The following is a 26525-nucleotide window of genomic DNA, read 5'->3' as shown; positions in this document are numbered from 1 at the left end:
GCGGTCGTGTTTCCGGCGCACACGGTGGGATGCAATCGATGCGAGGGTACGGCGTAGGAGCCGCCAATCCTGGAGAACGTCATGCGCCCACCGCTTCACCGCCTCGCCCTCGTCACCCTCGCTGGCTGCACGGGTGTCGCCCTGCTCACCGCGGCCGACACGCGAAAGCCCACCACCGAGTGGATGGCCCGTCCATCCGAGGCGGCCCGCATCGCCCGGGTGGAGGCGGGCCTGCCCACCGTCACGCTCCCCGGCGAGAAGCCCATGCGCCTGCCGCTCGAGCGCTGGATGGAGCTGTACAAGATTCCCGGCGTCAGTGTCGCCGTGTTCGAGAAGAACGCGCTCGTCTGGGCGAAGGGCTATGGCGTGAAGCAGGCCGGCGGCACGGACCCCGTCACGCCCGACACGCTCTTCCAGGCCGCGTCCATCAGCAAGCCGGTGACGGCCCTCGCGGCGCTGCACCACGCCGAGGCCAGGAAGTGGTCGCTCGACGCGAACATCAACGACACGCTGGGTACGTGGAAGCTCCCGGAGAACGAGTACACGAAGACGGAGAAGGTGACGCTGCGCCGCCTGCTCAGCCACAGCGCGGGCACGACGGTGCACGGCTTCCCCGGCTACGCGGTCACCGACCCGCTCCCGACGGTAGAGCAGGTCCTGGACGGAGCGAAGCCCGCGAACACCGCTCCGGTGCGGGTGGACATCGTCCCGGGGACGAAGACGCGCTACAGCGGCGGCGGCACCACGCTCGTGCAGTTGATGATGGTGAACCAGCTGAAGAAGCCGTTTCCGCAAATCATGCGGGAGACGGTGCTGGCGCCGCTCGGCCTGAAGCACAGCACGTACGAGCAGCCCCTGCCCGCCGCCCTCGCGCCGATGGCCGCCGCCGGGACGCGCTTCGGCGGAGAGAGCGTCGAGGGAAAGTGGCACGTCTACCCGGAGATGGCGGCGGCGGGCCTGTGGACGACGCCGTCCGACCTGGGGCGCGTCGCCATTGAGGTATCGAAGGCACGGGCGGGGAAGTCCACTCGCGTGCTGTCACAGGCGATGGCGAAGCAGATGCTCACGAAGCAGTCGGAGTCCTTCGGGCTGGGGTTCCAGTTGGAGGGCGACAAGGACCGCTTCCTGCACGGCGGCTCGAACGAGGGCTTCCAGTGCCTCCTGATTGCGTTCGCCGACTCGGGCAGTGGGGTCGCCATCATGACCAACTCGGACAGCGGCGGCCTGCTGTTCGACCGTATCGTCTCCAGCGTGGCCGCCGAGTATGGCTGGAAGTCGTATGTCCCCCGCCCGGAGAACTTCTTCATCCAGATGGACCTGCTCGCGCGGCTCAAGGGAACGGATGCGGCGCTCGCCTGGTACCGGTCCATGAAGCGAGATGACACGTCCGGCAAGCTGACTCCCGGGGACCTGAACAACCTCGGCTACCGGCTGCTCAGCGAGGGACAGGGCGCCGACGCGCTGAAGGTGCTCCAGGCGAACGTCGAGCTCTACCCCGAGGACGCGAATGCCTATGACAGCCTCGGTGAGTGCTTCATGAAGGCGGGCCAGAAGGAGGAGGCCATCGCCAGCTACAAGAAGTCGCTCGAGCTGGATTCGAAGAACACCAACGCCGTGAAGATGCTGGAGAAGCTCGGCGCGAAGCCCTGAGCCTCACGGGCCTGGTCCCCGTCGCTCACGCCCCACGCGGAATCGCAGTCCCCGATGCGCTCGATGAATTCGGCGAGCGCATCGCCCGGGTCAGGTGGCTCGCCGAGTCACCCCACCCGCGAGCAGCGGCACGAGGTCCACTCCGCTCCACAGCCGCTCTCGCATCTCGCGCGTGTCCACCAGCGCGCGAGCGCCCCGAGGCGTGACGGCGAACACCCGCCGGGAGCTGTCCCCCCGCTCGGACGCAACCAGCCCCTTCGCTTCGAGCCGGTCCAGCGTGGCGTACACCGCGCCAATCGCCACCTCGCGTCCGGCCACCACCTCCAGCTCCCGGCGGACGGCCATTCCGTACGCGCCCCCCACGTCGGGGGCCCGCGCGGTGCGGACCACGGCGAGCAGCACCTGCTCTTCGAAGGTGCCGAGGGGTGCATCGGACGTCGTGCTGGAAGCGGGCGACACGGACTGCTCCTCTCGAAACGACAGCTTGAAACGGGCGGGACTCTATCCCTCACGGAACACGACGGCGGGGTCCAGTCGACTGGCGCGCCAGGCGGGCAGCAGCGCCGCGCCAACACCCACCGCCAGCAACCCCAGCGTGGCGCCCGCGAGCGACAGCGGGTCCACCGCGCTCACTCCATACAGGAACGACGAGAGCAGCCGCGCCAGGGCCAGCGCCGCGATGATGCCAATCACGCTCCCGAGCAGCACCAGCGCCCCACCCCGTCCCACCACCTGCGCCACCACCCGCGACGGACGCAGCCCGAGCGCGATGCAGATGCCCAAGTCCCGCTGCCGCCGCCGGACGAAGTGCGAGGTGACGCCATACACCCCCACCGCGCCGAGCACCACCGCGAGCGCAGTGAGGAACGTGAGCACGGACATCACCTGCCGCGCGGGACCGATGGCCTGGGCGAACACCGCCTCCAGCGTGGAGCCGCGCTGCACGGCCACGGAGGGCGAGGTGGCGGCAATCTGCTTCCGGGCGGCATCGACCAGCGCCGCGGGGTCCTGCCCGGGCTGCGCGCGCAGCACCAGCACCTGCCCTGTCATCATCATGTCCGCCACCTGCGCGTGGAGCATGTAGCGCGCGGGCACGGAGCCGTCGGTGAGGCCCGCCTCCGCCACGTCCTCCACGACGCCGACGATGCGCTCCAGCCCTTCAAGTCCCGTGTTGATGCGCTGGCCGATGGGGTTCTCCCCCGGGAAGTACTTCTTCGCGAGCGCGCGGTTGATGACCACGGCGCGCTCGGTGTCCACCCGGTCGCTCTCGAGCAGCAGGCGCCCGTCAATCAACTGGATGCCAATGGCCTCGAAGTACCCGGGGGACACCAGCCGCACGTAGGTGGTGGTGGAGGGCAGGTCCGGCTTGCCCTCGATTTCGAGCCCCCAGTCCTCACCCGCGCCGCGCAGCGGCAGCTTCTGCGTGGCGCCCACCGCGCGGACGCCCGGGAGCGTGGCGAGCGTGGCCTCCAGGTCCGCCATCACCCGCGGCCGGGCCTCGCGAGCGACGTTGCCCTCCATCACCACGTCCAGCACCGCGACGCGGCCGGTGTCCACCCCCGAGTCGATGGCGCGCAGGTTCGTCACCGAGCGCACGAGCAGCGCGGCCCCCGCCGTCAACAGCACCGCGAGCGCCACCTGCCCCACCACCAGCGCGCCTTCCGTCCGCCCACCGCGTGCACCCACTCCACCCGTGCGCGACTTCGAGAGAGCGCGCTGCGGGTCGGACCTACGCAGCGAGCGCGCCGGCAGCAGCGCCACCGCGAAGGCCGCGACGAGCGCCAGCACGAGCGCGGCGGAGAACACGCCCCAGTCCAGCGAGCCATGCGGCGCGAGCGGCCCGAGCGGCAGCGCGTCGGTGAGCAGCCGGAAGCCCTGGGCCGCGATGACGGCGCCGACTCCGGCGGCGGCGAGCCCCAGCAGGAGTGCCTCCGCGAGCAACTGCTGCGTCATCCGGCGGCTGTCCGCGCCGAGCGCCATGCGGACGGCGAGCTCGGTGGCGCGGCTGTCCACCTGCCCGAGCATCAGCGCGGCGACGTTGGCGCAGGCGATGAGCAGCAGCACCGCCATGGCCGCGAGCGTCGCGAGCAGCGGCGCCTGCAGCGGCCCGAGCAGGTGCTCACGCAGCGGCGTCAGCGCGGGCGCGCGGGACTTGTCCCAAGCCGCCGGGTACTGGAAGCGCTCCTTGAGCCGCGCTCCGAGTCGCTTCAGCGCCAGGTCCACGGCGGGCCCGTCCGTGCCGGGAGCGCGGCGGCCCACCAGCGCGTAGTTGCCGGAGCCGTCCTCCGGATTGAGCGGCTCCACCACCCAGGCGCGCACCGTCGGGTCCGGGAACCAGAAGCCCCTGGGCATGACGCCCACCACGGTGTGCGTCGCCCCGTCGAGCTCCACCGTGTTGCCGATGAGCGACGGCTGCCCGCCGAGGTCCGAGTAGAGCCCGTCGCTGATGATGACCGCCGGCGCGGCGCCCGGACGGTCCTCGCCGGGCTCGAAGGCGCGGCCCAGCGCGGGGCGGACGCCGAGTACGTCGAAGAGGCCGGCCGTGGTGGAGATCGAGGTCACCAGCTCGGGCGAGGCCTGGGGGCCTCGGCGCAGCGGGAGCTCCTTGGTGCGGAAGGCGGCGACGGCGCTGAAGCCGGACCAGTCGGAGGACAGGTGGAGGAACTCGCGCTCGGACCAGTCACCCGGGGACCAGAAGAGGCCGAGCCGCTCTTCATTGGGGTACGGCAGCGGCGTCAGGAGCAGTCCGCGGACGAGCCCGAAGGCCGCCGCTGTCCCGCCAACGCCGATGGCGAGGGTGAGGATGGCCAGCAGCGCGTAGCTGGGACGCGCGCGCAGCCGGCGGGCGGCGTAGCGCAGGTCCATGATGAAGCTCTCCATGGGGGGGCCTCCGGGGCGCAGGCGGCTGGAGGTCGGCTCGAAGCCGGTCCAACCGCGGAAGAACGTCCGCCGCACCAGCGGCGGCACGGAGCCGAGCACCTGACGCCACAACCACGCGCTCGCGGCCCGGCGGCCCTCACGGGCCTCGCGGGAAGCGAACTCGGCGCGGAGCTCGACAATCACCTCGTCCCGCTCGGCGTACGGAAGCCATGCCCGCAGCAGGGACAGAGGCAGTCGGGGGACCTTCTGGGGGCCTCCACTCCTCGGCTCCAACGGCGGCACGCAAACCTCGTCTTGCTGGCTGGGGTGTTACTACAATGTAGAATACGGGGCCAGCGACGGACGATTGCATGGGGATTTCCGCGCGAGGAGGAGGGCCAGGTGGGTCCGCGCCGACGCCCGAATCTTCAGGGCCCCGAAGTGCTCTCCCGGCGCATCCGGCTGCGCCTCAGCGTGCGAGCGGCGTGAAGTAGCGCGGCTCGACGGCAGGCACTCCTCCCGCGCCCTGCATCTTCTTGCCCGCGAGCTTCATCACCGCGCCCAGCAGGGTGAACATCACGTGCAGCACGCCCAGGGGCTTGAGCACCATCTGTCCCGCGCGCGTCTGGCCTGCCTGGACCCGGTCGATTTCGGGTTGGCGCTCCTGCTGAATCGCCTGGAAGACCGCTTCGTCCAGCGGGCTTTCCGCCTGGATGGCATCCAGCAGGCGGTTGGCGGCCACGAAGGTGTCGCGGATGGCGAGGTTCAACCCCTGCCCTCCCGACGGCGACATGGTGTGCGCGGCGTCTCCGAGGAAGAGCACGCCGGGCGCATGCCAGCGGCGCACGCGGTCGACGAGAATCTTGAGCACCTGCCAGTCGGTCTTCTCATCGAGCTGGCGCTCCACGTGCGGGCGCAGCGCCTCCGGCACCGTGGGCAACAGGCGCTTGCGCAGCTCCGGGAGGTCCTTGCGCAGACGGTTGAGGTCGCCCGGCTCGCTGTACGCCAGATGCAGGCGGTGGTTCGTGGAGGGCTGGAAGACGACGACGAGCCCCTTGCCGAACATGTGGACCTGGAGCGACTCGGGCAGCGTCTCGGGTGCGGCGGAGAGGTCGAAGCGCAGCCAGAGCGCGTCGGCGGTCGTCTCGAACTCCTCGGTCTCCAGCCCGCACGACTTGCGCAGGTGGCTGTTGCGTCCGTTGCAGACGATGAAGAGGTCTCCGTCGACACGGCCCTCCACGCCGTCGTGCCGGGTCTTCATCGCGACAACGCGCCCGTCCTCCTGGATGGCGTCGAGCACGGTGGTGCCGAAGTCCAACTGGTAGTGGGGGTAGCGGCCACACAGCTCGTGCAGCAGGGCGAGCATCCCGGGCTGCGACACCACCGCGCCGCGCTCCCGGGGACCGGGCACGCGGACCTGACGACGCATGCCCACGTACATGCGCCGCTCGATGTCCGGCAGCGCCAGGCCGCGCTCGCGCAGGACGGAGAAGAGTCCCGCGCGCTCGAGAGCCTCCACGACGGAGGCCTGCAGGAGCTCGCCGCGGAACTCGCGCTCGAAGTCCGGGTGGCGCTCCAGGACACGCACCGGGACGCCGTTCGAGACGAGCTGATAGGCGAGGACCATTCCGGCGGGTCCACCACCGACGATGACGACACGAGGAGCCTTCATGCCGGCCCTTCTACCCCGACACGCGGCTCAAGCCTCGCCGAAGGAACGCCACCTCACCAGGAGTCGAGTGCGCTGACGCGGGGAGCGCGTTCGCTTCAGGATTATTCTCCCGCCCTTCGCCGCCCCCCTGACGCACAGTAGATTCCGGAAGAAATGAGGTTTCCTCCGTGGCATGTCCTCGCACCCGTAATCATGCTTGCCGTCGCGTGCGCAGGCCCCAGGCGCTACTACGTCCGAGCCGAGCTGCCTGTCCTGGAGGACACGCCCGACCTTGCAATCTCGCCCGGTCCCTGGAAACACGAGGACGTCCCTGTCGTCATCTCGGACACGGCCAGTAGTGTTCCGGACGACCTGGTGCTCCCGGTTCTCAAAGCACTGATGGCCCTGCCAGGTGCGGCAGACGCCTGTGATGCGAGCACGGGACGCGCGCGCCCCGACGCTTCCGAGTATTGCGTCGCTCTCTACAGGACCCCTCAGGACTGGCGCGTGTCCTGGCCCATCCGCAACCTGACCAAGGAGCGCGACTCATGCACTCCCCCTTTCGGTGGAGTGGAGGATGAAGATTTCGGTCGAGACCTGCCCATCCTGGGCTTCGCACACAATCATCCTTGTGGTGCGCGCATGAGCAGCCCGGACCTCGTCACGTTTCCCGCGATGAAGACACGCGAGGGAATCTGGACGATGGTGTCCTACGCAGCGAGCCCCAGTGGCAAGCTGGCGCGCGATGCTCGGGGACAGCCGATTCTTGCATCGGCGTGGCTCGCCACGGGACGCCTCGACGCGCCTCGCTTCTACAAGTGGAGCCCAGCGGGTGAGGTCTTTCGCTGGAACGAGGACAAGCAGGTATGGGAGTTCCAGGCAACCTGCCAACCCCAATCATCCAGCAGGCTCAGCCCCCGGGCCGCTCCGCCGCAGTGCCTTCCCGAGCTGGAATAGAACGCCGCGTTTCCCCCAGGGTCGCAAGATGCCAGCACACTACTTTCTACTGCTCACCTCGCTGCTGCTCGATGGAGGGCCTCTGGCAATTGACGGAGGCTCCCCTGGCACTCCATCGAACACCTCAAGGCTCGATGGTGGGACCGCTGTCCTCCCACCCAGCGCCGCCAGCACCGATGGGGGAACTCCCTTGACTCGCGGCCCCATCATCGCAGCAGGCATTGAGTGGCCAGATGACGTGCGTCCCCTGGCCACGCTGGATGGCCCCGCGGTCCTCGCCGCCCATGCCGCGCTGCAACAACTGTTGTCGAGCTTTCCGAAAGAATCCGCGGGTACCTGTTCTCACTCGGCGAAGGCCATGGAAGTGGTCGTCGGACAGGAAGGCGGTCTCTATTTCGTCCGAATCAACCAGCGCGTGGAGAAGTGCGGCGGCTTCGCTCCCGGCTTCAACCTCACGCTCGACTGGTTCGAACTGTATGCCGTGTCGCCCGAGGGACAGGTGCTGGCTCGCTACCCCTTCCAGCCGTAGCTACCGCCCATACCCGCTGCAAGGGCTTCCCATTCCTTTCACTTCGAGTGCGCCCCCACCCTGTGGAGGTAGAGCCCCGACTTGCGCGAAAAGCACGGGCCAGCCATACCGGAGCGGCAACCAGTAACCCTGGTGACCGATGGCCTCCCCGACATCTCCGAACTTTCAATTCCTGGCGGCGCATGACCCGCTATTGGTGGCGTTGGGCGCTCAAGCAGAACGCTTCTTCGCGGACGACTCCGTCACCTGCTTGATGAAGTTGCGGCAGTTGGGGGAGGTGCTGGCCGAGCATGCCGCCTCCAGCATGGGCATCGATATGCCCGGCCTCAATCTGCGTGACGTCAGGCGACTTCCAGTGCCGCTGGCTCCATTGGCCGAGCAGGAAGAAATTGGGAAGCGCCTAGCCTCATTGATGGAGGTTGAACAACGACTCAGGAACGCATGGAGCGCCGCGAATAAGCATGCAGCTCAGCTTGATGGTGCCCTGCTCGCCAAAGCCTTCTGCGGCGATCTTGTCCCGCAGGACCCGAACGACGAGCCCGCCTCCGTGCTCCTGGAGCGCATCCGCGCCGAGCGCGAGGCCGCCGCCTCTACTCCGAAGCAGCGACGCACCACCAAGGCCACCGGCCGCAAGAGCACCACAGGGAACCCGACATGAAGACCACATGGATGGTCCGCGCCGGACGCGGCAGCGAGAACATCGAGGAGTTCCTGCGGCACGGCATCGTCGCCATGGGAGACGCGAGGCTCGGCCCGCTGTCGCCCTCGCAGTCCAAGGCGGACATGCTGCGCCTCTACGCGGAGAAGTACCCCGAGGAAGGAGAGGGCACGCGCGCCACCTGGGCCAGCCAGTCCGCCCGCTTCGTCAGCGAGATGAAGTCCGGCGACGGCGTCATCACCTACGACAGCGAGCGCCGCCTCTACTTCGTGGGCACCCTGGCCTCGGAGTACGAGTGGGCGCCCCAGCTCATCGAGTCCAAGCCCCACATGCGCCGCGTGAAGTGGACCGGCCGCGTCTCCCGGGACGGGCTGAGCGCATCGGCGCGCAACTCGCTCGGCGCCATCCAGAGCCTCTTCAAGCTGGGCCCGGACGTGGCCACCGAGCTGGCCGAGCTGGCCGTCGCTCTCGATACGGCCCCGGAGGAAACCCCTCCCGTCGCCCCGCCCGTGGCGCATCCCGCCGAGGGCAAGCCCCGCTCGGACGCGGAGCTGAGCGCGGAGATGTTCGACAAGGCCGGCGCCTTCGTCGAGGACGCCATCAGCCGCCTGGACTGGGAGCAGATGCAACACCTGGTCGCCGGCATCCTGCGCTCCATGGGCTACCAGACCCGGGTGTCCGAGCCGGGTCCGGACCGTGGCGTGGACATCTTCGCGTCGCCGGACGGCCTGGGCCTCCAGGAGCCGCGCATCTTCGTCGAGGTGAAGCACCGGCCCGGCACGCCCATGGGCACCAAGGAGCTGCGCGCCTTCCTCGGTGGCCGCAAGGCCAACGACAAGTGCCTGTACGTGAGCACCGGCGGCTTCACCAAGGACGCCCACTACGAGGCCGAGCGCTCCAACATCGCGCTCACGCTCATCACCCTGCCGCGCCTTCGCGAGCTGCTCCTCGAGCGCTACGAGCAGCTCGATGCGCCGACGCGCGCGATGGTGCCGCTCCAGCGCTTCTACTGGCCCGCCCGGTAGCACGTCCGGTCGGCATCTTCGTGCATGGAGCGTTCAATGAATTCTGATGCTCTCTCGCACCCGACACGTTTCTTCCTCCTGAAGAAGCGGAACGAAGGCCAGCACGACACCGAGTTCAACGGCACAATCGCGAATGTCGGACCCGCCCTTCGCTGCCCACAGTGTGGAGGCATCATCGGAGCACTGAGCTGGGAGCCGCCATACCAGGGGGAACTGGAACTCTACGGCACAGACTTCGGAGACCTCATGCCGGGGGTTAGCGGCCTCCTCGCCACCGAGCGCTTCGTCGAGGACTTCAAGGCAGAGGGACTCACGGGCCTCAGCGGCTTCCATCCCGTCGAGATAAAACGGGTCCGCCGACGGGGCCGTGGCCCCAAGCCCGGTCCGCCTCCGAAGTATCTCTACGTCACCCTCGCCTACGGCCACGCCGCCCTGGACATGGAGCGCAGCCGCATCCTGCGCAAGAAGCCCCCGACGTGCACCTGGTGCCGCTATGCCGGACCGGACGCCATCGACGGCCTCGTCCTGGAGGAAGGCACCTGGAACGGTGAGGACGTGTTCCGGCCACGCGGCATGTGGGGCGTCGTCCTCTTCTCCGAGCGCTTCAAGCGCTTCGCCGAGCGGCACGCCATGAGCCACATGGCCCTCATCCCCATCGAGAAGTACGTCTGGGACCCGCTGGGCCTGCTACCGCCGCAGCCGCCGCAACCGTAGCCAGCCAGCCGTCAGGCCCCACGCCGGCAGTCAGCTACTGGCCGGCCCGGTAGCACTTCCATCCGGGCTCTTCGTGCGTGGTGCATCCGAAGCCATGCACGCCAGGACTCTCGAATCCAGCACTACGCCTTCGCTCGTGCCGGCACCGTCTTCCCGTACGATGGGAGCCCCCCTCACTCCAGAGACCTTTTCATGGCACCTCGTTGGAGCATTGCGCTCCTGTTGCTGGCGCTGTTGTCCGGGTGTGCCACCTCGCGCGTCGTACGCCTCGACACGGGCCAGGGAGCGCCGCTGGAGTACAGGCCCCCCACTTCCGACAAAGCCGTGAGGGTGGACGCAGACGCGTTCGAGGACGCACTGACGCGCCTGGTGCTGAACGCCCCCATGACGCTCCGCTCCTCCCAACAGGGGTGGCTGCAACGCGCCTCCTATCCAGCCAACGACGGGGGCTCTGCCTGGCAGCGCCTCATGGGCAGGAGCTTCGGAGGCCTGTGCAAGGCGGGCCAGCGCAGGGGAGACTGCCTGTCGCTCCTCGATGAAGCGCTGGGCCTGAACGAGTGGGACAAGCTGGGGGTGGCCCTGGGCCTGTCGCTCGACCCCATGAAGGAGAGCATCGCAAGGGCCGTAGAGAACACCCTCGCTCCCCAGCTCTTCTACGCGGTCATTTCGACAGGCCTCGTCACCTGGGCAGTCATGGCGGCGAACCCCGAGCCCGTCTTCACCAAAGGCGGCGGCCATCGTCTCGGCGGTCCTGCTGGTCTACCTGGGGCTGGAGACCTTCCTCGAAGTGGTGGAGGCGAGCAGGGAGCTGAAGCGGACCACGGACCGGGCCACCATGCCCCAGGAGCTGGAGCAGGCCGGCCAGCGCTTCGCGAACCGGGTAGGCCCGCAGGTGGCACGCGTCGTCGTCCTCGCGGTGACGGTGGTGGTGACCCACGGAATGACTGGAGGCGCCGCGTTGCTGGCCTCGCGGCTGTCGATGCTGCCTCGCTTCCCGCAGGCGGCGGCGGTGGGCGCCTCACAGGTGGGAATCCATCTGGCCAACGTCGGGCAGGTGACTGCGGTCGCCATCATGGGAAGTACCGTCGTCATCTCCCTGCCCGCCACCGCAGTGGCCATGGTGATTCAGGGCATGAGCGGAGGTTCGACGGCATCAGCGCCGAGCGGACAGCTCCATCACGTCATTTCCAAGCGGATCGCGGCAGAACTGGAAGATCACTCCACCCTCAGTGGCCATTACACAGCGAGAGACCCACGCTTCGTCACGCGAGCCGCCGACAAGGCGGCCCACAACGGCTACCAGAAGTGGCACCGCGATGTGGATGATGAAGTCATCGGCTGGCTGCGCAGATACACCAACGCAACACCCCAGGAGTTCGAGGCGTTCTTGCGAGAAATCTACAGCCGCCCGGCCATGCGAGCGAGGTTCCCCAATGGCTTCTGATGCTTCTTCGCACCCGACACATTTCTTCGTCCTGGATAGGCTGCGCGAAGGTGAGCACGACACCGAGTTCAGCAGGACCAGCTCGAATATCGGCCCCGGGCTGCGCTGCCCTCAGTGTGGGGACTTCATCGGATCGCGAAGCTGGGAACCGCCCTACCAGGGCGACCTGGAGCTCTACGGAAAGGACTTCGGGGACCTCTTGGACAGTCCTGGCGGCGGCCTCATCATCACCGAGCGTTTCGCCGAGGACTTCAAGGCGGAGGGACTCACGGGCCTCAACGGCTTCCACCCCGTCGAGGTGAAGCGGGTCCGCCGCAAGGGCCGTGGCCCCAAGCCAGGCCCGCCGCCGAGGTATCTCTACGTCACCCTCGCCTACGGCCACGCCGCCCTGGACATGGAGCGCAGCCGCATCTTGAGAAAGAAGCCCCCGGAGTGCACCTGGTGCCGCTATGCCGGACCGGATGCCATCGACGGCCTCGCCCTGGAGGAAGGCACCTGGAACGGTGAGGACGTGTTCCGGCCACGCGGCATGTGGGGCGTGGTCATCGTCTCAGAGCGCTTCAGGCGCTTCGCCGAGAGACACGCCATGAGTCACATGGCCATGGTGCCCATGGAGAAATACGTCTGGGACCCGCTGGGCCTCCTACCGCCTCAGCCCTAGCTACCGCCCATACCCGGCGCTCTTCACCTCGATGAGCTTGCCGTTCTCGAACACCACCACCTGCATCAAGCGGTTGGGGCCGAAGTTGTACGTCCACTCCTCGAACGTCTTCTGAACCACGCGCTTCGTCGAGGTGTCCCCGTCCTTCGTCTTCACCTCTTCCGACTCCGTGCGGGACTCCCGCGACACGGGCTCACCGCACTTCGCCGCCACGTCCGACTTCGACGCCCCGTCCGACACGAGCCCCGTGCCACAGCGCAGCGAGGCTGCCTGTCCAACCACGGGGACCCACACCACTGCCACTGCGACGGCCAGCAAGAACGTACGCATCGGGACCTCCTCCGTCCGGGCTCCGACGGGGAAGCCCGGAAGAAATTCACGCGTACGGATTGTAGAACTTCGCGAACGTCGCCCGGGCGAAGTCGCCGAAGGTCATCCCCGGCTGGAACGCCCCCACCCGCTGCTCCTTCGGGTCCGTCCCCGCCGGCGCCCGCAGGTGCGCGTCGTTGTCCGGCTGCATGAACACCGCGAACGTCGAGCGCGAGATGTTCCGGCTCGCCGGATGCGCCAGCGCCTGCACCGCGTGCGGCGTCGCCCTCAACAGCCCGCCCGTCACGACCTGCGAGCTCTCGCCAATCTGGAACGCCAGGCAGTCCTTCGGGATGATGACCTTCCGCTCCTCGCCACCGCGGGTGCGGACGTACAGCCCTGCCTCCGGGTCCGGCAGCGGGATGTCCGACTTCGCCGGCTCGGGCGCTCCGGGCTCCGACTCGAAGTACATCGCCGGACACAGCGCCGTCAGCGAGCCGTGGTCACTGTGCCAGCCGCACCACGAGTCGCGCGTACGCGGCGTCGCGTCCTCGTTGATGGCGAAGTAGTAGAGCAGCCGCGCCTTGCACGCCCGTGACTCGCGAATCGTCTTCGCCAACTGCGCGTCCGGAGACAACCTGTCCCCCAGCCGCGAGCGCACGTACGTGTCGCACTGCTCCGCGACGAGCACGCCCACGTCCACCATCCGCTGCCCCAGCGTCATGAAGGCGGGGCGCAGCTCCGGGAAGTCCGCGTCCGGCCACACGTTCGGGTGGTAGTTCTCCGGGTACTTGTCCACCAGCGACGCGTCCGCCTGCGGCACGTCGTACTGGGGGTTGTTGTAATAGGAGCCCTTGAACTCATCGAACTGGCCGGGCTTGAGCAGCTCCTTCCCGTGGCTCCAGCCGAACGAGTAGCTGCTCCGCTGGTGGACGTACTTGTCCTTCACCGCGTTGGGGAGCGCCGCGAAGCGGAACCCCAGCGGCAGCAGGCCGTTGCGCAGCTCCACCAGCCCCGGGATGCCCCGGACCACCAGCAGGCCGATGCCGTCCGGTCCATAGGCGCGCTCGATGGCGGCCGACATGTCCACGCCCGCCGCGAGCTTCGCGTAGTCGAGAAGGACCACTCCGTCTTTCGTCTCAGCCACTTCGCTGCTCATCCCGAAGGCCTCTGTCCCCTCACGGCGCCACACGCGCGGGCCGGGGTGCCCAGGCACCCCGCCACTGGAGACGGCGACAATACTGCCCGGTTTCGGAGTGTGCCCGCCACCTACGCGTGGCCCCCTCCCCTGCCCGCCCCCTCACCGGGTGTGTCCCCGATTCCACCCGCCGGCCGTACGGGAGCCCCAATCCCAGACAGCACGCAGCCAGGAATCTCCACCGGGCGCGTATCCCTCCCACAAGGGGAACGCCGCCATGGAAAAGCAGCTGTACACCGGAGAGGTCCGCACGCAGGGCGAGAGCATGGCCCGCAGCACCACCGAGGCCCAGGCCTTCAAGATCTTCATGGACGAGCCCGTGGAGCTCGGAGGCCGCAACGGCGCGCCCAGCCCGCTCGACTTCATCCTCGCCGCGCATGCCGGCTGCCTGAACTACATGACCTTCTTCATCGCGAAGGAGCTCGGCATCCCCGTCTCCGGCACCGACATCACCGTGCGCGGCTCGCTGGACCCCGCGAAGTTCGCCGGCACCGACCGCTCCGTGCGCGCCGGCTACCAGTCGCTCGAGGTCACCATCCACGTGAAGAGCACCGCCAACGCCGACCAGATTGCGAAGCTCAAGAGCGAAGTCGAGGCGCGCTGCCCCGTCAGCGACAACCTCGCCAACCCCACGCCCGTGAACATCACCATGAAGGTCAGCGCGTAGCCGGCACCACCGGGATCGCGCGCGGCACGAGGAAGAGCAGCCGCCCCTTCTGCTTCATCATCCCCGCGGCCAGCTCGGCCTCGGGGCCGGGGCCCCAGTAGACGTCCACGCGGCCCGCGCCCCGGATGGCGCCGCCCGTGTCCTGGTTGAGCACGAAGCGCGTCAGCGGCCTCCACTCCACCGTCCCGTCCACCAGCCTCACGGGGTGCTCCGTATGGATGAAGGCCAGCCCGCCCTTGGGGAACAACCGCGCATCCGTGGCGATGGAGCGCCCCGGCGTCACCGGCCTCCCCAGCGAGCCCTCCGAGGGCCCCTGCAGGAAGCGGAAGAACACATACGACTCGTTGAAGTCGAGCACCCGCCCGCACTGCGCCGGGTTCGTCGCCAGCCACGAGCGCAGCGCCTGCATCGACATCTGCTCGCGAGGGATGGTGCCTTCCTGGATGAGCAGTGTGCCGATGCTCCGGTACGGCCGCCCGTTCGACGCCGCGTAGCCGATGCGACGCTCGCTCCCGTCCGGCAGCCGCAGCCTGCCGCTGCCCTGCACCTCCATGAAGAAGAGCGCCACCGGATCTCTCGCCCACGCCAGCTCCAGCCCCCGACCGTCCAGCCTCCCGCCGCGAATCTCGCCGCGCGTCCAGTAGGGCACCACCTTCCGCCCATCGAGCCGCCCGAAGACGCGCTCCGCCGCGAAGCGCTCCGCGAACGCCTCCAGCGGGACTTCGAGCAAATCTTGCGGCAGCCCGTGGATGGGCACCGAGTACTCGGCCGTCCGCGTGAGGCTCGCGTCGAGTGTGGGCTCGTAATAGCCGGTGAAGAGCACCTGGCCGTCCTCGCCTCCGGCCGCCTCCAGCGGCTCGAACTCCTCGAGCACCCGCACCGACAACTCCCCGGGCGACATGCCGTCGCGGATGCGCGAGTGCAGGCGCTCCAGCGCGGCCTGGAGCAGGCCGGCGGTGACCTGGCGGTCGCCGTAGATGAAGCGCTGGTCAGCGGGCCGCGTTCGCAGCCACACCACGCTCTGCGCGATGGCGGCCCGCAGCGCCGCGGGCTCGCCGTCGTCACGGAGCTCCAGCGAGCGGGAGACGGGGACGAGCGCGTCCTCGGGCTTCGTAATCGGGGCGCGCGTGGGGCGCGGGCAGGCCGTGAAGAACAGGGCACAGGCCGCCAGCAGGAGGGCTCGGGCGAACGACGTGGACATGAGCCGCTGTACCTACCTCACCTGCCCTACCGACTGCACAGCCTGCCTGCCTGGGAGCAGCCCTCTCGCGCCGCCCTGCCGCCGTTGCCACCTTCCCCTGGAGGGACTCCCGCTCGGGAGAGCGGGCGAGCCGGAACCTGGACGGAGGACGGCTGCGATGAACATCAGGCAACTGGCAAAAGGACTCGGGTGGCTCAGCATCGGAGTGGGCCTGACCGAGCTGATGGTGCCTCGTGCGCTCGCCCGCTTCCTCGGGGTGAAGGAGGCGCGCCCCGCGCTGCTGCGCGTCTCCGGGCTGCGGGAAGTCGCCGTGGGTGTCGGCATCCTGCTGTCGCCGGCCCGGGCCGCGCCGTGGGTCTGGGCGCGCGTGGTCGGCGATGTCCTGGACCTCGTGGGCCTGGGCAGGGCCCTGAGGAACAGCCCGAAGAAGGGCAGCCTGGGCTTCGCCCTGAGCAACGTCGTCGCGGCCACCGCGGTGGATGCCCTCTGCGCGCGGCGACTCAGCAGCAGCCCCGCCTGAGCATCACGCGCTCCGCCGCGCATCCACGGTCCGGAGCCCGAGAAGTTTTTGATCAGCAAATCGGGTACGGGCGTCATAGGAACCTGCCTTCGCCCCGCTCCCGATGATGCCGCGTTTCCGTCCCATCCTCCTCGCGCTCGCCCTTGGCATTTGCTCCGCCTCGGCGCTCGCGGCCCCGCAGTCCGAGCCTGCCTCGGACTCCGCCTCCCCCCTCGTCCCGCCCACCCTGCGCGAGGACGCCCCCGCCCGCGTGCCCGAGGGCTTCCCGCTCACTGCCCCCGTGGTGGTGCAATTGGAGCTCACGCTCAACGAGTCCGGCGACGTCACGGACGCCACCGTCGTCGGTGACGCGCCGCCCGAGCTGGCCACGGCCGCCCTGGAGGCCGCCCACCGCCTGCGCTTCCACCCCGCCACTTCCGGCGGCGCGCCCGCCTCGGTGCGCCTGCCCTACTCCTACCGCTTCGAGCCTCCGGCCCCGCGCGCCCTCATCACCGGCCGCGTGCGGCAGAAGGGCACACGCAAACCGATTGCAGGTGCCACCGTGCAGGCAGGAGCGACCACGGCGGAGACGGACGCCCGGGGCCTCTTCCGCCTGGAGCTGCCCCCCGGCACCACCCGGCTCAAGGTCTCCGCGCCCGGCCACCAGCCGCTGTATCTCGACGAGACGCTGGCGGACCACCAGCACCTGGAGGTCCTCTACGGCCTGGAGCCGCTCGAGGTGAACCCCTACGAGACAGTGGTGCGCGCGGACAGGCCCCGCACCGAGGTCTCCCGCATCACCCTCCACGACCAGGAGCTGCGCGAGGTGCCCGGCACCATGGGCGACCCGTTCCGCGTCATCATGCTGATGCCCGGTGTGACGACGCTGGCCTCGGGCCTCTCCTATCCCGTGGTGCGCGGCGTGCAGCCCGCCGCGAGCGCCTTCTTCGTGGACGGCGTGCGCGTGCCCTTCCTCTACCACCTGCTCGTGGGCAACGCCGTCGTCCATCCAGACTTCATCGACTCGCTCGACTTCCAGGTGGGAGTGCCCTCCGCGCGCTACGGCAGCCTGCTCGGCGGCGCAGTGGATGCGCACGTCAGCCGCCCGCGTGAGGACGGCGTGCGCGGCAGCGCGTACCTCGACATCATCAACAGCGGCGCCTTCCTGGAGGTGCCCTTCCCCGAGACGGGCACCACCGTCACCGCCGCCGCGCGCATCAGCTACACCGGCCTCATCGTCACGCGCGTGGCCAACAGCCTGACGGCGCCGTCCGTCTACACTGCCCCGGACGGCACGCCGTACCCGGACCGGGGCGAGCCCAAAATCTACGCGGACTACTGGGACTACTCCGCTCGCGTGGAGCAGCGCGTGGGCGACGAGGGCCGGCTGCGGCTGCTCGTCATGGGCTCGTCGGACGCGGTGGGCATCACCGCGCGCCTGCCCGGCCAGGAGAGCGGCGGCGTGGGCCTGCTCTTCCACCGCGTGGACCTGCGCGGCCGCCATCCGCTCGCGGGCGGCGAGGCGGAGGTGGGGCTGACGCTCGGGTATGACCGGCTGGGCCTCAACTTCGACGAGGGCGACAACAGCCCCGGCAGCTACGAGCTGACGCAGGGCAGTGTGGCGCTGCGCACCGGCTACACGCGCGAACTGTCGCCCTCGCTCACCTTCGAGGCCTTCGGTCAGCTCGAGCGCCGCAGCGCGGGCCTGGTGGCCACCGGCCTCTTCCGTCCCGTGGGCCCCGTCGACGGCCGCGACGCGTACAGCCGGCCGGACATCCTCGCCACCTTCGCGGGCGTGGGCACGCAGCTCACGTGGCGGCCCGCCGCGAGGTGGACGCTGGTGCCGGGCCTGCGCGTGGACAGCTACCACGGCTTCGGGCTCGACACGTACGTCGCGCTGGAGCCCCGGCTCGCGGTGCGGCACGCGCTCACGGACGCGCTCACCCTCAAGGCCGGCGCGGGCCTCTACCACCAGCCCGCCACGGTGCTGCTGCCGGTGCCCGCGGGAGAGATGCTCGCGCTGGAGCGCGGCCTGCAGCGCGCGGTGCAGCTCTCCGCGGGCGCGGAGTGGCGTCCCTCACAGGACTGGGAGCTGTCCGCCGAGGCCTACTTCAACCCGCTCGTGCGCACGCTGGAGTTCAACTTCGAGGACGTGGTGAGCAACGTGCGCCGCCGCGGCCTGGAGGCCGAGGACGTCCAGGGGCACGGCTATACCTACGGCCTGGAGCTGATGGTGCGCCGGCCGCTCGGGCGCCACTGGTTCGGCTGGCTCACCTATGGCTTCAACCAGAGCCGGCGCTTCGAGCGCTACTCGCGGCTGGGCACGCAGGGCGAAGAGCTGGGGCAGGCGGAGGGCTACCTGCCCTACGTGTTCGAGCAGGCGCACTCGGTCAACGCCGCGCTCAGCTACCGCTTCGCCTTCGCCACGGTGGGCGCGGTGGCGCACTTCAACACCGGCCGCCCGGAGAGCGGTCAGTTCGGCTACCGCACCCGGCGCGAGGGCACCGACGCGGAGGGCAACCCCGAGTGGATGCCCGTGGACCGCGGCTCGGTGGACCGGATGCCCGGCTTCTTCCGGCTCGACGTGCGCGCCTCGCGAAGCTGGGTGTTCGACCGCTTCGTGCTCGAGGCCTACCTGGACGTCTTCAACATCACCGCGCGCAAGGAGGTCCTCTCCTTCGAGTACGGCTACGGCAAGCCCTCGGGGCTGAAGAAGACGCAGGTGGGCGTGCCCGTGATTCTCCCCACCCTCGGCGTGAAGGGGAGCTTCTGACCATGCGACTGTCGCGACTGCTTCCGCTCTGCCTCACCCTGGCCGGCTGCGCGCTGGAGCCCGATGACCCCGTCTACCTGTCCGGCACCGCGCTGGCGGCGGACGGGACACCGTGGAGCGACGGGCCGCTCACGCTGATGCGCCCGCGCAAGGTGGACGCCCACGTCAACGAATACGGCGGCGAGGTCTACGCCACCCGGTACGAGCCCTGGGCCGAGGTGACGCCCGACACGCAAGGCCTCTTCCTCCACCGGCTCGCCGCGCGTGACGTGGGCGCGGACGGCCTGGAGCATCCCCACCCGTGGACGTCCGTCACCGCCTTCCAGCTCCACCTGCCGCGCACGGATGGAGGGCGGGACTTCCTCGCGTTCGCCTTCAGCCGCGACGTGGACCTGCCGCCGCTGCGCCCCTGGGAGAGCCACGTGCGCACCGTGGACGAGGCGGGCGGCGTCCGCGTGTCGTGGGCGCCGGTGGTGCCCACGGCGGACCTCCCGGAGCCGGACTACTTCGTGCGGCTGCTCGGTGAGGACGGCATCGCCTGGCAGGTCCGCGCGGGCAGCGGTGAGCCCTGGTTGAGGCCGGAGCTGGCGGAGGACTTCAACGCCCAGGCCCGCGTGCAGGCGGTGGCCAGAGGCTCGCGCGTCTGGTTCAAGAACTCGCTGTATTACGAGGCCGTCTCCGAGTCGCCTCCGGTGCCGCTGCCCTTCGCGTCTGTGGCCCCCGCCAGCCGTGGCGCGGGCTGCGCGCTGAAGTCCGGCACCTTCTCACCGTGTCCCTTCACCGACGGCCGGCTGGAGCTAGCCCGGGCGGCCATCGGCGAGGACGTCCTGCCCCAGGAGCTCTTCTTCCTGCTGAAGGAGCCCCTTCGGCCCCGGCGCGTCCTCGTGCGGGGGCTCGACGCTTTCGGCGACGTGCTCCACGTGGAGGGCTCCGTGGACGGGAAGACGTGGCTGAAGCTGGGAGACAGCGCGCCCTTCCCCGACACCGTCGCCTCCATCCCCTACGAGGACGACCCGGCCACGGTGACCCTCGACGAGCAGTACCTGGACGTGGCGCTCTCGCCGGATGCGCCCGTGGTGGGCCGCATCCGGCTGTGGCTGACCGACCACTACACGGACGGCAGCTCGGGCATGGGCCAGTTCTCACGCCTGCGCGAGGTGTCCGTGTTCGGCGAGCCCTCCGGCGCGGAGGGCCTGACGCCTCAGATGAAGTAGTCCGGGAACAGCTCCGCCCCGGGCACCATCTGGTACTTCGAGAAGTCCGTCACGCCCACGCCGCGGAGCACTTCCTCGTCGATGCAGAAGTTGCCGGTGAACTCGCGGCTCGGCTTGGTGAGGATGGCGTAGGCGGCGTCGGCCATGATGTCCGGCGAGCGGCTGCCGGCGATGGTCTCATCTCCGCCGAGCAGGTTCTGCACCGCCGCGGTGGCGATGACGGTGCGCGGCCAGATGGCGTTGACGGCGATGCCGTCCGACTTGAACTCCTCCGCCATGCCGAGCACGCACATGCTCATCCCGAACTTCGCCATGGTGTACGCGACGTGCGGCCCGAACCAGCGCGCCTCCATGTTGAGCGGCGGCGAGTTGTTGAGGATGTGCGGGTTGCTGGACTTCTTGAGATGCGGGATGCACGCCTGCGAGCAGGCAAACGTCCCGCGCGTGTTGATGCCGTGCATCAGGTCATAGCGCTTCATCGGCGTCTCGAGCGTGCCGGTGAGGCTGATGGCGCTGGCGTTGTTCACCAGGATGTCGATGCCGCCGAACGTCTCCACCGCCTTCGCCACGGCGGCGGCAATCTGCTGCTCGTCGCGGATGTCCACCATGCACGGCAGCGCCTTGCCGCCGGCCTTCTCGATTTCCTCCGCGGCCGTGTAGATGGTGCCGGGGAGCTTGGGGTGCGGCTCCGTCGTCTTCGCGGCGATGACGATGTTCGCGCCGTCGCGCGCGGCCCGCAGCGCGATGGCCTTGCCGATACCGCGGCTGGCGCCGGTGATGAAGAGCGTCTTTCCCTTGAGGTCGGCCATGAGGGGTCTCCTGAGCGGTGGTGCCACGGATGTACGCCAGGCGGACCCCTCCGCGCATCCCCTATCTAATAGAGGAACTTGCGCAGGTTCGTCCCCTGCTCCACGAACACCTTCATGCACAGGAGCATCTGCGACCAGCCCATGCAGTTGCCGTAGGAGCTCTCCAGCCCCTTCGGCGTCTTCTGCCACCCGGACTCGCTGATGCGCACCAGCGTCGCGTTGCCGTCGAGCGGCTCGAACTCCATGCGGACCTGGGTGTTGTAGTCGCCGTCGCCGGCCTTCCACTCCAGCTCGATGGACCGGTTCTTCTCCACCTTCTTCACGTACACGGGGAAGGCGCCGGGAAAGTCCGCGAAGTCCCAGGTGACGGTGGTGCCCTCGTCGAGCGGGGCGCTCGCTCCGTTGGTCGTGAAGTAGCCGCTCAGCTTCTTCGGGTTGTAGACCGCGTCGAAGACCTCGGCGATGGGCTTCGCGATCTTGGCGTGGACCTGGAACTTGAGGGCCAGCTCTCCCTCGGACGACGGCTTCTCGTTTCGCTCCTGCGCCATGGCTACCTCCGAAGTGCGTGCGTTCAATGTCAATATGTTATAGTTTTATAACATGTCAAGCGGCGACGCCCACGACGCGGTCTTCAAGGCCCTGGGAGACTCCCGGCGTCGGGCGATGCTCGACCTGCTGAAGACGCGGCCGATGACGACGGGCGAGCTGACCGAGCACTTCCCGGAGCTGGACCGCACCACGGTGATGCAGCACCTGGGCGTGCTGGAGAACGCGGGGCTGGTCATCGCGAAGAAGCAGGGCCGGCAGCGCTGGAACTACTTCAATCCGCTGCCCATCCAGGAGATTCACGACCGGTACATCAGCCGCTACGCCCAGGGCGCGGTGCACCTGCTCGCGCGCCTGAAGAAGGACCTCGAGGAGCCGGACGGGTAGCCGGGCTCACTTCCGCTCGAGCCGCTCCAGCTCGTCCACCAGCAGCTCCGACACCTTCCGCACGCGGGGAATGTCGAGCGCCGACCGGGCGCACACCAGGTGGACGTGGCTCGTCGCGTACGGCCCCAAATCGATGTCCAGCGCCACCAGCCCGCGCTCCCGGCTGAAGCGGTGCGAGTGCTTCCCCAGCACCATCGCCCCCACGCCCGCCTCCACCGCGGCCAGCATCACCAGGAAGTTGTCGGCGGTGAACACGGGCGCGAAGTCCGGGATGAGCGCCTCGAGCTGCGGGTTGGGTGGCACCGCCTCGAACGGCGGCGACCACGCCACCCAGGGGAGCTGCTGGAGCGTGGGCTTCCTCGGCAGCTTCGCCTTCAGGGACTTGGAGACCATGACGGCGCTTTGGACTTCCAGCGTGTACACGAGCTTGAGGTCCGCGTTGGTCGGCGGCTTCGAGCGCAGGGCGAGGTCCGCCTCGCCTCGTGCCAGGTCGAGGTACTGAATCGTCGACAGCACCTCCAGTCGCAGGCCCGGGTGCTTCTGCGCGACGAAGGCCGCGAAGGGGGCCAGGAAGTCGAAGCTGACGAAGGGGCTCGCCGTCACGCGCACCATGCCCCTGGGCGAGTTGTCCGCCGACTCCGCGGCGCGGTGCAGCTCTCCCGCCCACTCCGCCATCTTCTTCGCGGGCAGCACCAGCCGCTCTCCCGCCGCCGTCAGCGCCGCGCCGTCCACGCTCCGGCGGAACAGCGCCGTGCCCAGCGCATACTCCAGCGCCGCCAGCCGCCGGCTCACCGTGGGCTGCCCCACGCGCAGCCGCCGGGCCGCCTCGCTCAGGCTGCCCGTCTCCGCGATGGCCAGGAACAGCCGCGCGTCATCCCAGGAGATATCCATGAATGCATGGCCCCATGCCGTATTGGCTATTTTCCATCCATTCTGGCATCGCTACCTTTCGCTTGTCTCGAAGTCACGGAGCCCGCCTCACATGCGCCCCAGGTACATCGCCCTCTCCATCGTCGCCGCCCTCGGCGGCATCCTCGCCGTCGCAGGTGTCGTCGGCTTCGCGGCCACCGGCCACGAGGCGCGGAAGTCCTCGCTCGGCGCGGCGCGCCCGACGAAGGACCTGCTCGCCCTGCTGGACCAGCCGGGCCCGGTGGAACTGGAGACGGTCAACTCCGCCGACTGGGCGGTGGAGAGAGGCGGCCTCATCAACCTGGGCCACCCCACCGCGAAGTCGGAGGGCCTGAAGGACGGTGACGAGCCCATCCAGGTCTTCTTCCACGCGCTCCGCCACCCGACGCAGGGGCTCTTCATCGTGGACACCGGCGTGGAGAAGGCGCTGCGCGACGCGCCGGAGAAGTCCGCGATGAGCGGGCTGGTCCGCGGCGCCATGCACATGGAGAAGCTGAAGGTGAACGTGCCGCTGGGCGAGTGGCTGGCGAAGCAGGCGCAGCCGCTCAAGGGCGTGTTCCTCACGCACCTGCACCTGGACCACGTCACCGGCATGGCGGACGTGCCGGCGGGCACGCCCGTGTACACCGGCCCCGGTGAGGCGTCCGCCCGCCTGTTCATCAACGCCGCCGTGCAGGGCAGCACCGACCGCGCGCTGGAGGGCAAGCCGGCGCTGTCCGAGTGGACCTATGCGCAGGAGGCCAGTGGCCTCTTCGACGGCGCGGTGGACATCTTCGGCGACGGCTCGGTGTGGGCGCTCTGGGTGCCCGGCCACACGCCCGGCAGCACCGCGTACCTGGTGCGCTCCACGAAGGGCCCGGTGCTGCTGACGGGTGACGCCAGCCACACGCGCTGGGGCTGGGAGCACGACGTGGAGCCCGGCACCTTCACCGCCGACGGCCCGCGCAGCGCGGAGAGCTTCAAGAAGCTGCGCGCCTTCGCCAAGGCGCACCCGAACGTCGCGGTGAGGATGGGACACCAGCACTGAAGGCCCGACGGCGGGAAGCGAAGTCCTCCCCGCCGTCGAGTTGCATCCCGCCGCTAGAAGGCCCGGTTCACCGCGCCCGCGCGCCGCGCACCAGGGACGAGGGCGTCACGCCGAGGACGCGCCGCATGCACCGGGCCATGTGGCTCTGATGCGAGAAGCCCGCTTCGAGCGCCACCTGGCTCGCGGGCAGGTCGCCGCGCAGGAGCAGCGTCCGCGCGCGCTCCACGCGGCGCTGCACGACGTACTCGTGCACGGGCAGTCCCGTGGAGCGCTTGAACAGGGCGCGGAAGTGCGACTCGCTCACGCCGGTGATTCCGGCCAACCGGGCCAGGGAGAGATTCCGGTCGAGGTGCTCCTCGATGTACTCCGTCACGCGCTTCAGCTGCGGCCCGGACAGGCCGCGCACGCCCGCGAGGGGGGCGGGGTAGCGACCCAGCAGGTGGAACGCGAGGGCCAGGCCCAGGCTCTCCGTGTAGAGCAGGCCGCCCGGGTGGCCCTCCTCGCGCTCCGATTCGAGCGCCCAGGCGATGTGCTCGATGCGCGAGTCGCGGAAATGGTGGCGCGGCTCCAGTCCGGCGTGGTCGGGATTCAGTCCCATGTCCTCGGCGGCGCGGCGCAGGAGCGCGGGGGCGAGCCGCACGACGAGGGACGTGTTCGCCGTCTCCTCCTCCCAGACGTCCGACTGGCCGGCCGGGAAGATGTCGATGTCGCCACGCGTGTAGACGAACCGCTGCGTGCGGCACGCGCCCCGGACGGGTGCACCCGCGTGCACCTTCAGGCGGTGGTCCGGCAGGGCCTCGAAGGAGACCGTCCCAGGCGGCGTGGTGCGCAGGTCCACGCGCAGCCCGAGCCGGGCGCGGGACTCGTCCCTCGGTGACGCTGGAAGGGGATTGCCGCGGATGAAGGGCGGCGCGGCCTGCTCCTGTGTCCTCATGGTGTGGACTCCTAACCGGGATTGTCCTCCAGCGCCCGGGTGACGTCGATGGACATGTCCCCGAGTGGGCGCAGCGGAACGTGCTCGGAGGTCATCGGTTCGTGCGCGAACGCCCGGGGGCGCCGGAGGCACTGTGCGCGGGCTCGAACGCACCCCGGTGATCACCGGCTCTCACGAGGACTCAATGAACGCATACACGAAGCAAGCCCCGGTGACAGTCATCGGCCTGGGCCTGATGGGCGCGGCGCTGGCGCGCGCGTTCCTGAAGGCCGGCCATCCCACGACTGTCTGGAACCGCTCGGCGAGGAAGGCCGAGGACCTCGTCGCGAGCGGCGCGACTCGCGCGGCCACCGTCACCGAGGCCATCCGCGCGAGCCCGCTGGTGGTGGTCTGCGTGCTGGACCACGACGCGGTCCGCGACGTTATCCGGGACGTGGGTGACGCCTTCACGGGCCGGGTGTTCGTGAACCTCACCTCGGAGACTCCGGCGCAGGCCCGGGAGACGGCCGCCTGGGCCGCGGCGCGCGGCATCGACTACCTCGACGGGGCCATCATGGACATTCCGCAGGGCGTCGGCCGGCCCGAGGCCATGTTGCTCTACAGCGGCTCGCGCGCGGCCTTCACGGACTGGCAGCCGGCGCTGTCGTGCCTGGGCACCGGCACGTACCTGGGAGCCGATGCCGGGCTCGCGGCGCTGTATGACCTGGCCCTGCTCTGCATCATGTGGTCGACGCTGAGCGGCTTCTTCCACGCCGCTGCCCTGGTCGGCACCGAGCAGGTCGCGGCAACGGCCTTCACGCGGATGGCGACCAGATGGCTCACCGCCGTGGCGGGCTTCCTGCCTCGCATGGCGGAGCAGGTCGACAGCGGCGACTACGAGACCGACGTCTCCACCCTCGGCATCAGCGCGGTGGGGCTCGGGCACCTCGTCCACGCCAGCGAGGAACAGGGGCTCACGGCCGACGTGCCGGGTCCCATCAAGGCGCTCTTCGACCGCGCCGTCGCGAAGGGCCACGGGGGCCACGCGCTCGCGAGCCTGGTCGAGGTCATCCGCCGGCCGAAGGCGGAGTGACGGCTTCGCAGACAACCCACGCTGAAAGACACGGGAAGACACCATGGACAGGTACGCAGGCAGGAAGGCCGTCGTCACGGGCGGCTCGATTGGGATGGGGCTCGCGACGGTGAAGGCACTCCTCGCGGGAGGCGCCGAGGTGCTGCTCACGGGGCGGAACGAGAAGAACCTCGAAGCAGCGCGGCGCGAGCTGGGCCCTCGGGCACACGTGGTGCGCTCGGACACGTCGAGCCTCGCGGACATCGAGGCGCTGGCCCGCGTCGTCGAGGAGAAGCTGGGCCGGGTGGACTTCGTGTTCATCAACGCCGGCGTCGCGCAGCTCACGCCGCTGGGGCACGTGTCCGAGGAGGAGTACGACCAGACCTTCGACATCAACACGAAGGGCGCGTACTTCACGGTGCAGCGGCTGGCGCCCCTGGTGCGTGAGGGAGGCTCGTTCGTGTTCACCACCTCCGTGGCGAACGTGAAGGGCATTCCCGGCATGAGCGCCTACGCGGGCTCGAAGGCCGCGCTCCGCTCGTTCGCGCAAGGCTTCGCCGCCGAGTTGCTGCCGCGAGGCATCCGCGTGAATGCAGTGAGCCCCGGCTTCATCAAGACGCCGACCCTCGGCGTCGCCAAGGCATCGAAGGAGGAGCTGGCCGCCTTCGAGCAGGAGGGGAACACCATCACCCCCATGGGTCGCATCGGCACGGCGGAGGAGGTGGCGAAGGCGGCGCTGTTCCTCGCCTTCGAGGCGACCTTCACCACCGGTGCCGAGCTGCCCGTGGATGGTGGGCTCACGCAGGTGGCCGGCCCGCACCGGTAGGGCTTCCTCGACACCGCGCGTGGCCTC

The 26525-nt window shown here is 69.5% G+C and carries 25 protein-coding genes and 1 pseudogene; 16 read left to right on the top strand and 10 right to left on the bottom strand.

Translation table 11 applies throughout. The features are described from left to right. Positions 1 to 81: 81 nt before the first annotated feature. Positions 82 to 1650 carry a serine hydrolase domain-containing protein gene (locus G4D86_RS07365; protein ID WP_163990998.1) on the top strand — a complete coding sequence of 523 codons (1569 nt, stop codon included), beginning with the start codon at positions 82 to 84 and terminating at the stop codon, positions 1648 to 1650. 90 nt (positions 1651 to 1740) lie between these two features. Here the strand turns inward: G4D86_RS07365 and G4D86_RS07360 are convergent, their stop codons facing one another. From G4D86_RS07360 to G4D86_RS07350, 3 genes are all read right to left on the bottom strand, one after another. After that, positions 1741 to 2109, bottom strand: a complete 369-nt coding sequence (locus G4D86_RS07360) for a PadR family transcriptional regulator (protein WP_205519490.1) — start codon at positions 2107 to 2109, stop codon at positions 1741 to 1743. 42 nt (positions 2110 to 2151) lie between these two features. Continuing rightward, positions 2152 to 4812 carry an ADOP family duplicated permease gene (locus G4D86_RS07355; RefSeq protein ID WP_163990997.1) on the bottom strand — a complete coding sequence of 887 codons (2661 nt, stop codon included), beginning with the start codon at positions 4810 to 4812 and terminating at the stop codon, positions 2152 to 2154. A gap of 166 nt (positions 4813 to 4978) precedes the next feature. Then, entirely contained in the window at positions 4979 to 6181 is a 1203-nt protein-coding gene (locus tag G4D86_RS07350; protein ID WP_163990995.1) for an FAD-dependent monooxygenase, read from the bottom strand. A 621-nt stretch (positions 6182 to 6802) separates the two neighbouring features. Between G4D86_RS07350 and G4D86_RS52630 the strand changes: the two genes are divergently transcribed. The 7 genes and pseudogenes from G4D86_RS52630 to G4D86_RS52615 all read left to right on the top strand — a co-directional run bounded on the left by G4D86_RS52630 (position 6803) and on the right by G4D86_RS52615 (position 12148). Next, entirely contained in the window at positions 6803 to 7117 is a 315-nt protein-coding gene (locus G4D86_RS52630; protein ID WP_240360099.1) for a hypothetical protein, read from the top strand. 238 nt (positions 7118 to 7355) lie between these two features. Next, the gene (locus G4D86_RS07340) at positions 7356 to 7646 is read left to right on the top strand and encodes a hypothetical protein (RefSeq protein WP_240360098.1); all 291 of its coding nucleotides are present in this window, start codon (positions 7356 to 7358) and stop codon (positions 7644 to 7646) included. A gap of 139 nt (positions 7647 to 7785) precedes the next feature. Then, complete coding sequence (locus G4D86_RS07335; RefSeq protein ID WP_163990889.1) at positions 7786 to 8304, top strand: hypothetical protein; 519 nt, start codon at positions 7786 to 7788, stop codon at positions 8302 to 8304. Beyond that, on the top strand, positions 8301 to 9329 hold the full coding sequence (locus tag G4D86_RS07330; RefSeq protein ID WP_163990991.1) for a restriction endonuclease: 1029 nt from the start codon (positions 8301 to 8303) through the stop codon (positions 9327 to 9329). Before G4D86_RS07335 ends, G4D86_RS07330 begins: the two co-directional genes overlap by 4 nt. Positions 9330 to 9575: 246 nt before the next feature. Further along, positions 9576 to 10043 carry a hypothetical protein gene (locus tag G4D86_RS52625; protein ID WP_240360097.1) on the top strand — a complete coding sequence of 156 codons (468 nt, stop codon included), beginning with the start codon at positions 9576 to 9578 and terminating at the stop codon, positions 10041 to 10043. A 192-nt stretch (positions 10044 to 10235) separates the two neighbouring features. Beyond that, positions 10236 to 11487 (top strand): annotated as a pseudogene (gene sitA5, locus G4D86_RS54520) (SitA5 family polymorphic toxin). Between the two features lie 199 nt (positions 11488 to 11686). Next, positions 11687 to 12148: a hypothetical protein gene (locus G4D86_RS52615; protein ID WP_240360095.1), complete on the top strand. Its 462-nt coding sequence runs from the start codon at positions 11687 to 11689 to the stop codon at positions 12146 to 12148. Here G4D86_RS52615 and G4D86_RS07310 read toward each other — a convergent pair whose 3' ends face one another. Together G4D86_RS07310 and G4D86_RS07305 are read right to left on the bottom strand one after the other, a co-directional pair. Further along, the gene (locus G4D86_RS07310; RefSeq protein ID WP_163990989.1) at positions 12149 to 12478 is read right to left on the bottom strand and encodes a DUF2845 domain-containing protein; all 330 of its coding nucleotides are present in this window, start codon (positions 12476 to 12478) and stop codon (positions 12149 to 12151) included. A 46-nt stretch (positions 12479 to 12524) separates the two neighbouring features. Next, complete coding sequence (locus G4D86_RS07305) at positions 12525 to 13604, bottom strand: isopenicillin N synthase family oxygenase (protein WP_240360094.1); 1080 nt, start codon at positions 13602 to 13604, stop codon at positions 12525 to 12527. Positions 13605 to 13872: 268 nt separating this feature from the next. Between G4D86_RS07305 and G4D86_RS07300 the strand changes: the two genes are divergently transcribed. Further along, the gene (locus tag G4D86_RS07300) at positions 13873 to 14322 is read left to right on the top strand and encodes an OsmC family protein (RefSeq protein WP_163990985.1); all 450 of its coding nucleotides are present in this window, start codon (positions 13873 to 13875) and stop codon (positions 14320 to 14322) included. Here G4D86_RS07300 and mltA read toward each other — a convergent pair. Further along, positions 14312 to 15523: a murein transglycosylase A gene (mltA, locus tag G4D86_RS07295; RefSeq protein ID WP_163990983.1), complete on the bottom strand. Its 1212-nt coding sequence runs from the start codon at positions 15521 to 15523 to the stop codon at positions 14312 to 14314. The two genes, G4D86_RS07300 and mltA, sit on opposite strands and share 11 nt — an antisense overlap. Before the next feature lie 157 nt (positions 15524 to 15680). On the opposite strand from mltA, the gene G4D86_RS07290 reads away from it, so the two are divergent. From G4D86_RS07290 to G4D86_RS07280, 3 genes are all read left to right on the top strand, one after another. Next, a complete protein-coding gene (locus tag G4D86_RS07290) occupies positions 15681 to 16043 on the top strand; it encodes a hypothetical protein (protein WP_163990981.1) in 363 nt (120 codons plus the stop codon). 103 nt (positions 16044 to 16146) lie between these two features. Beyond that, positions 16147 to 18795, top strand: coding sequence for a TonB-dependent receptor (locus G4D86_RS07285; protein ID WP_163990979.1), 2649 nt, complete (start codon positions 16147 to 16149; stop codon positions 18793 to 18795). A gap of 2 nt (positions 18796 to 18797) precedes the next feature. Continuing rightward, positions 18798 to 20009, top strand: a complete 1212-nt coding sequence (locus G4D86_RS07280) for a hypothetical protein (RefSeq protein WP_163990977.1) — start codon at positions 18798 to 18800, stop codon at positions 20007 to 20009. Here the strand turns inward: G4D86_RS07280 and G4D86_RS07275 are convergent. Further along, entirely contained in the window at positions 19997 to 20818 is an 822-nt protein-coding gene (locus tag G4D86_RS07275) for an SDR family oxidoreductase (RefSeq protein ID WP_163990975.1), read from the bottom strand. The two genes, G4D86_RS07280 and G4D86_RS07275, sit on opposite strands and share 13 nt — an antisense overlap. 65 nt (positions 20819 to 20883) lie before the next feature. Next, the gene (locus G4D86_RS07270; RefSeq protein ID WP_240360093.1) at positions 20884 to 21366 is read right to left on the bottom strand and encodes an SRPBCC domain-containing protein; all 483 of its coding nucleotides are present in this window, start codon (positions 21364 to 21366) and stop codon (positions 20884 to 20886) included. Positions 21367 to 21418: 52 nt separating this feature from the next. Between G4D86_RS07270 and G4D86_RS07265 the strand changes: the two genes are divergently transcribed. Next, a complete protein-coding gene (locus tag G4D86_RS07265) occupies positions 21419 to 21751 on the top strand; it encodes an ArsR/SmtB family transcription factor (protein ID WP_163990973.1) in 333 nt (110 codons plus the stop codon). A gap of 6 nt (positions 21752 to 21757) precedes the next feature. On the opposite strand, the gene G4D86_RS07260 is transcribed toward G4D86_RS07265, so the two are convergent. Further along, positions 21758 to 22642 carry a LysR family transcriptional regulator gene (locus G4D86_RS07260; protein WP_163990971.1) on the bottom strand — a complete coding sequence of 295 codons (885 nt, stop codon included), beginning with the start codon at positions 22640 to 22642 and terminating at the stop codon, positions 21758 to 21760. Positions 22643 to 22733: 91 nt separating this feature from the next. On the opposite strand from G4D86_RS07260, the gene G4D86_RS07255 reads away from it, so the two are divergent. After that, positions 22734 to 23687 carry an MBL fold metallo-hydrolase gene (locus G4D86_RS07255; RefSeq protein ID WP_163990969.1) on the top strand — a complete coding sequence of 318 codons (954 nt, stop codon included), beginning with the start codon at positions 22734 to 22736 and terminating at the stop codon, positions 23685 to 23687. Between the two features lie 67 nt (positions 23688 to 23754). Here the strand turns inward: G4D86_RS07255 and G4D86_RS07250 are convergent, their stop codons facing one another. Continuing rightward, a complete protein-coding gene (locus G4D86_RS07250; protein ID WP_163990967.1) occupies positions 23755 to 24621 on the bottom strand; it encodes an AraC family transcriptional regulator in 867 nt (288 codons plus the stop codon). Positions 24622 to 24805: 184 nt separating this feature from the next. On the opposite strand from G4D86_RS07250, the gene G4D86_RS07245 reads away from it, so the two are divergent. Together G4D86_RS07245 and G4D86_RS07240 are read left to right on the top strand one after the other, a co-directional pair. After that, positions 24806 to 25693 carry an NAD(P)-dependent oxidoreductase gene (locus tag G4D86_RS07245; RefSeq protein WP_163990965.1) on the top strand — a complete coding sequence of 296 codons (888 nt, stop codon included), beginning with the start codon at positions 24806 to 24808 and terminating at the stop codon, positions 25691 to 25693. 43 nt (positions 25694 to 25736) lie between these two features. Continuing rightward, positions 25737 to 26498 (top strand): SDR family oxidoreductase, encoded by a 762-nt coding sequence (locus G4D86_RS07240; protein WP_163990963.1) that lies wholly within the window; start codon positions 25737 to 25739, stop codon positions 26496 to 26498. Positions 26499 to 26525: the final 27 nt, after the last annotated feature.

Source organism: Pyxidicoccus caerfyrddinensis, from assembly GCF_010894405.1.
GTDB classification, from domain to species: Bacteria; Myxococcota; Myxococcia; order Myxococcales; family Myxococcaceae; genus Myxococcus; species Myxococcus caerfyrddinensis.
This window is presented reverse-complemented; position numbering and strand designations above follow the sequence as displayed.

Bases quoted from the DNA above. Each gene is read 5' to 3' on its own strand.
- G4D86_RS07265 (WP_163990973.1), top strand. From the start codon at position 21,419: ATGTCAAGCGGCGACGCCCACGACGCGGTCTTCAAGGCCCTGGGAGAC.
- G4D86_RS07255 (WP_163990969.1), top strand. From the start codon at position 22,734: ATGCGCCCCAGGTACATCGCCCTCTCCATCGTCGCCGCCCTCGGCGGC.
- G4D86_RS07240 (WP_163990963.1), top strand. From the start codon at position 25,737: ATGGACAGGTACGCAGGCAGGAAGGCCGTCGTCACGGGCGGCTCGATT.
- G4D86_RS07310 (WP_163990989.1), bottom strand. From the start codon at position 12,478: ATGCGTACGTTCTTGCTGGCCGTCGCAGTGGCAGTGGTGTGGGTCCCC.
- G4D86_RS52625 (WP_240360097.1), top strand. From the start codon at position 9,576: ATGCCGGGGGTTAGCGGCCTCCTCGCCACCGAGCGCTTCGTCGAGGAC.
- mltA (WP_163990983.1), bottom strand. From the start codon at position 15,523: ATGTCCACGTCGTTCGCCCGAGCCCTCCTGCTGGCGGCCTGTGCCCTG.
- G4D86_RS07350 (WP_163990995.1), bottom strand. From the start codon at position 6,181: ATGAAGGCTCCTCGTGTCGTCATCGTCGGTGGTGGACCCGCCGGAATG.
- G4D86_RS07290 (WP_163990981.1), top strand. From the start codon at position 15,681: ATGAACATCAGGCAACTGGCAAAAGGACTCGGGTGGCTCAGCATCGGA.
- G4D86_RS07335 (WP_163990889.1), top strand. From the start codon at position 7,786: ATGGCCTCCCCGACATCTCCGAACTTTCAATTCCTGGCGGCGCATGAC.
- G4D86_RS07260 (WP_163990971.1), bottom strand. From the start codon at position 22,642: ATGGATATCTCCTGGGATGACGCGCGGCTGTTCCTGGCCATCGCGGAG.
- G4D86_RS07330 (WP_163990991.1), top strand. From the start codon at position 8,301: ATGAAGACCACATGGATGGTCCGCGCCGGACGCGGCAGCGAGAACATC.
- G4D86_RS07275 (WP_163990975.1), bottom strand. From the start codon at position 20,818: ATGGCCGACCTCAAGGGAAAGACGCTCTTCATCACCGGCGCCAGCCGC.
- G4D86_RS07250 (WP_163990967.1), bottom strand. From the start codon at position 24,621: ATGAGGACACAGGAGCAGGCCGCGCCGCCCTTCATCCGCGGCAATCCC.
- G4D86_RS07285 (WP_163990979.1), top strand. From the start codon at position 16,147: ATGATGCCGCGTTTCCGTCCCATCCTCCTCGCGCTCGCCCTTGGCATT.
- G4D86_RS07270 (WP_240360093.1), bottom strand. From the start codon at position 21,366: ATGGCGCAGGAGCGAAACGAGAAGCCGTCGTCCGAGGGAGAGCTGGCC.
- G4D86_RS52630 (WP_240360099.1), top strand. From the start codon at position 6,803: ATGAGCAGCCCGGACCTCGTCACGTTTCCCGCGATGAAGACACGCGAG.
- G4D86_RS07280 (WP_163990977.1), top strand. From the start codon at position 18,798: ATGCGACTGTCGCGACTGCTTCCGCTCTGCCTCACCCTGGCCGGCTGC.
- G4D86_RS07245 (WP_163990965.1), top strand. From the start codon at position 24,806: ATGAACGCATACACGAAGCAAGCCCCGGTGACAGTCATCGGCCTGGGC.
- G4D86_RS07365 (WP_163990998.1), top strand. From the start codon at position 82: ATGCGCCCACCGCTTCACCGCCTCGCCCTCGTCACCCTCGCTGGCTGC.
- G4D86_RS07300 (WP_163990985.1), top strand. From the start codon at position 13,873: ATGGAAAAGCAGCTGTACACCGGAGAGGTCCGCACGCAGGGCGAGAGC.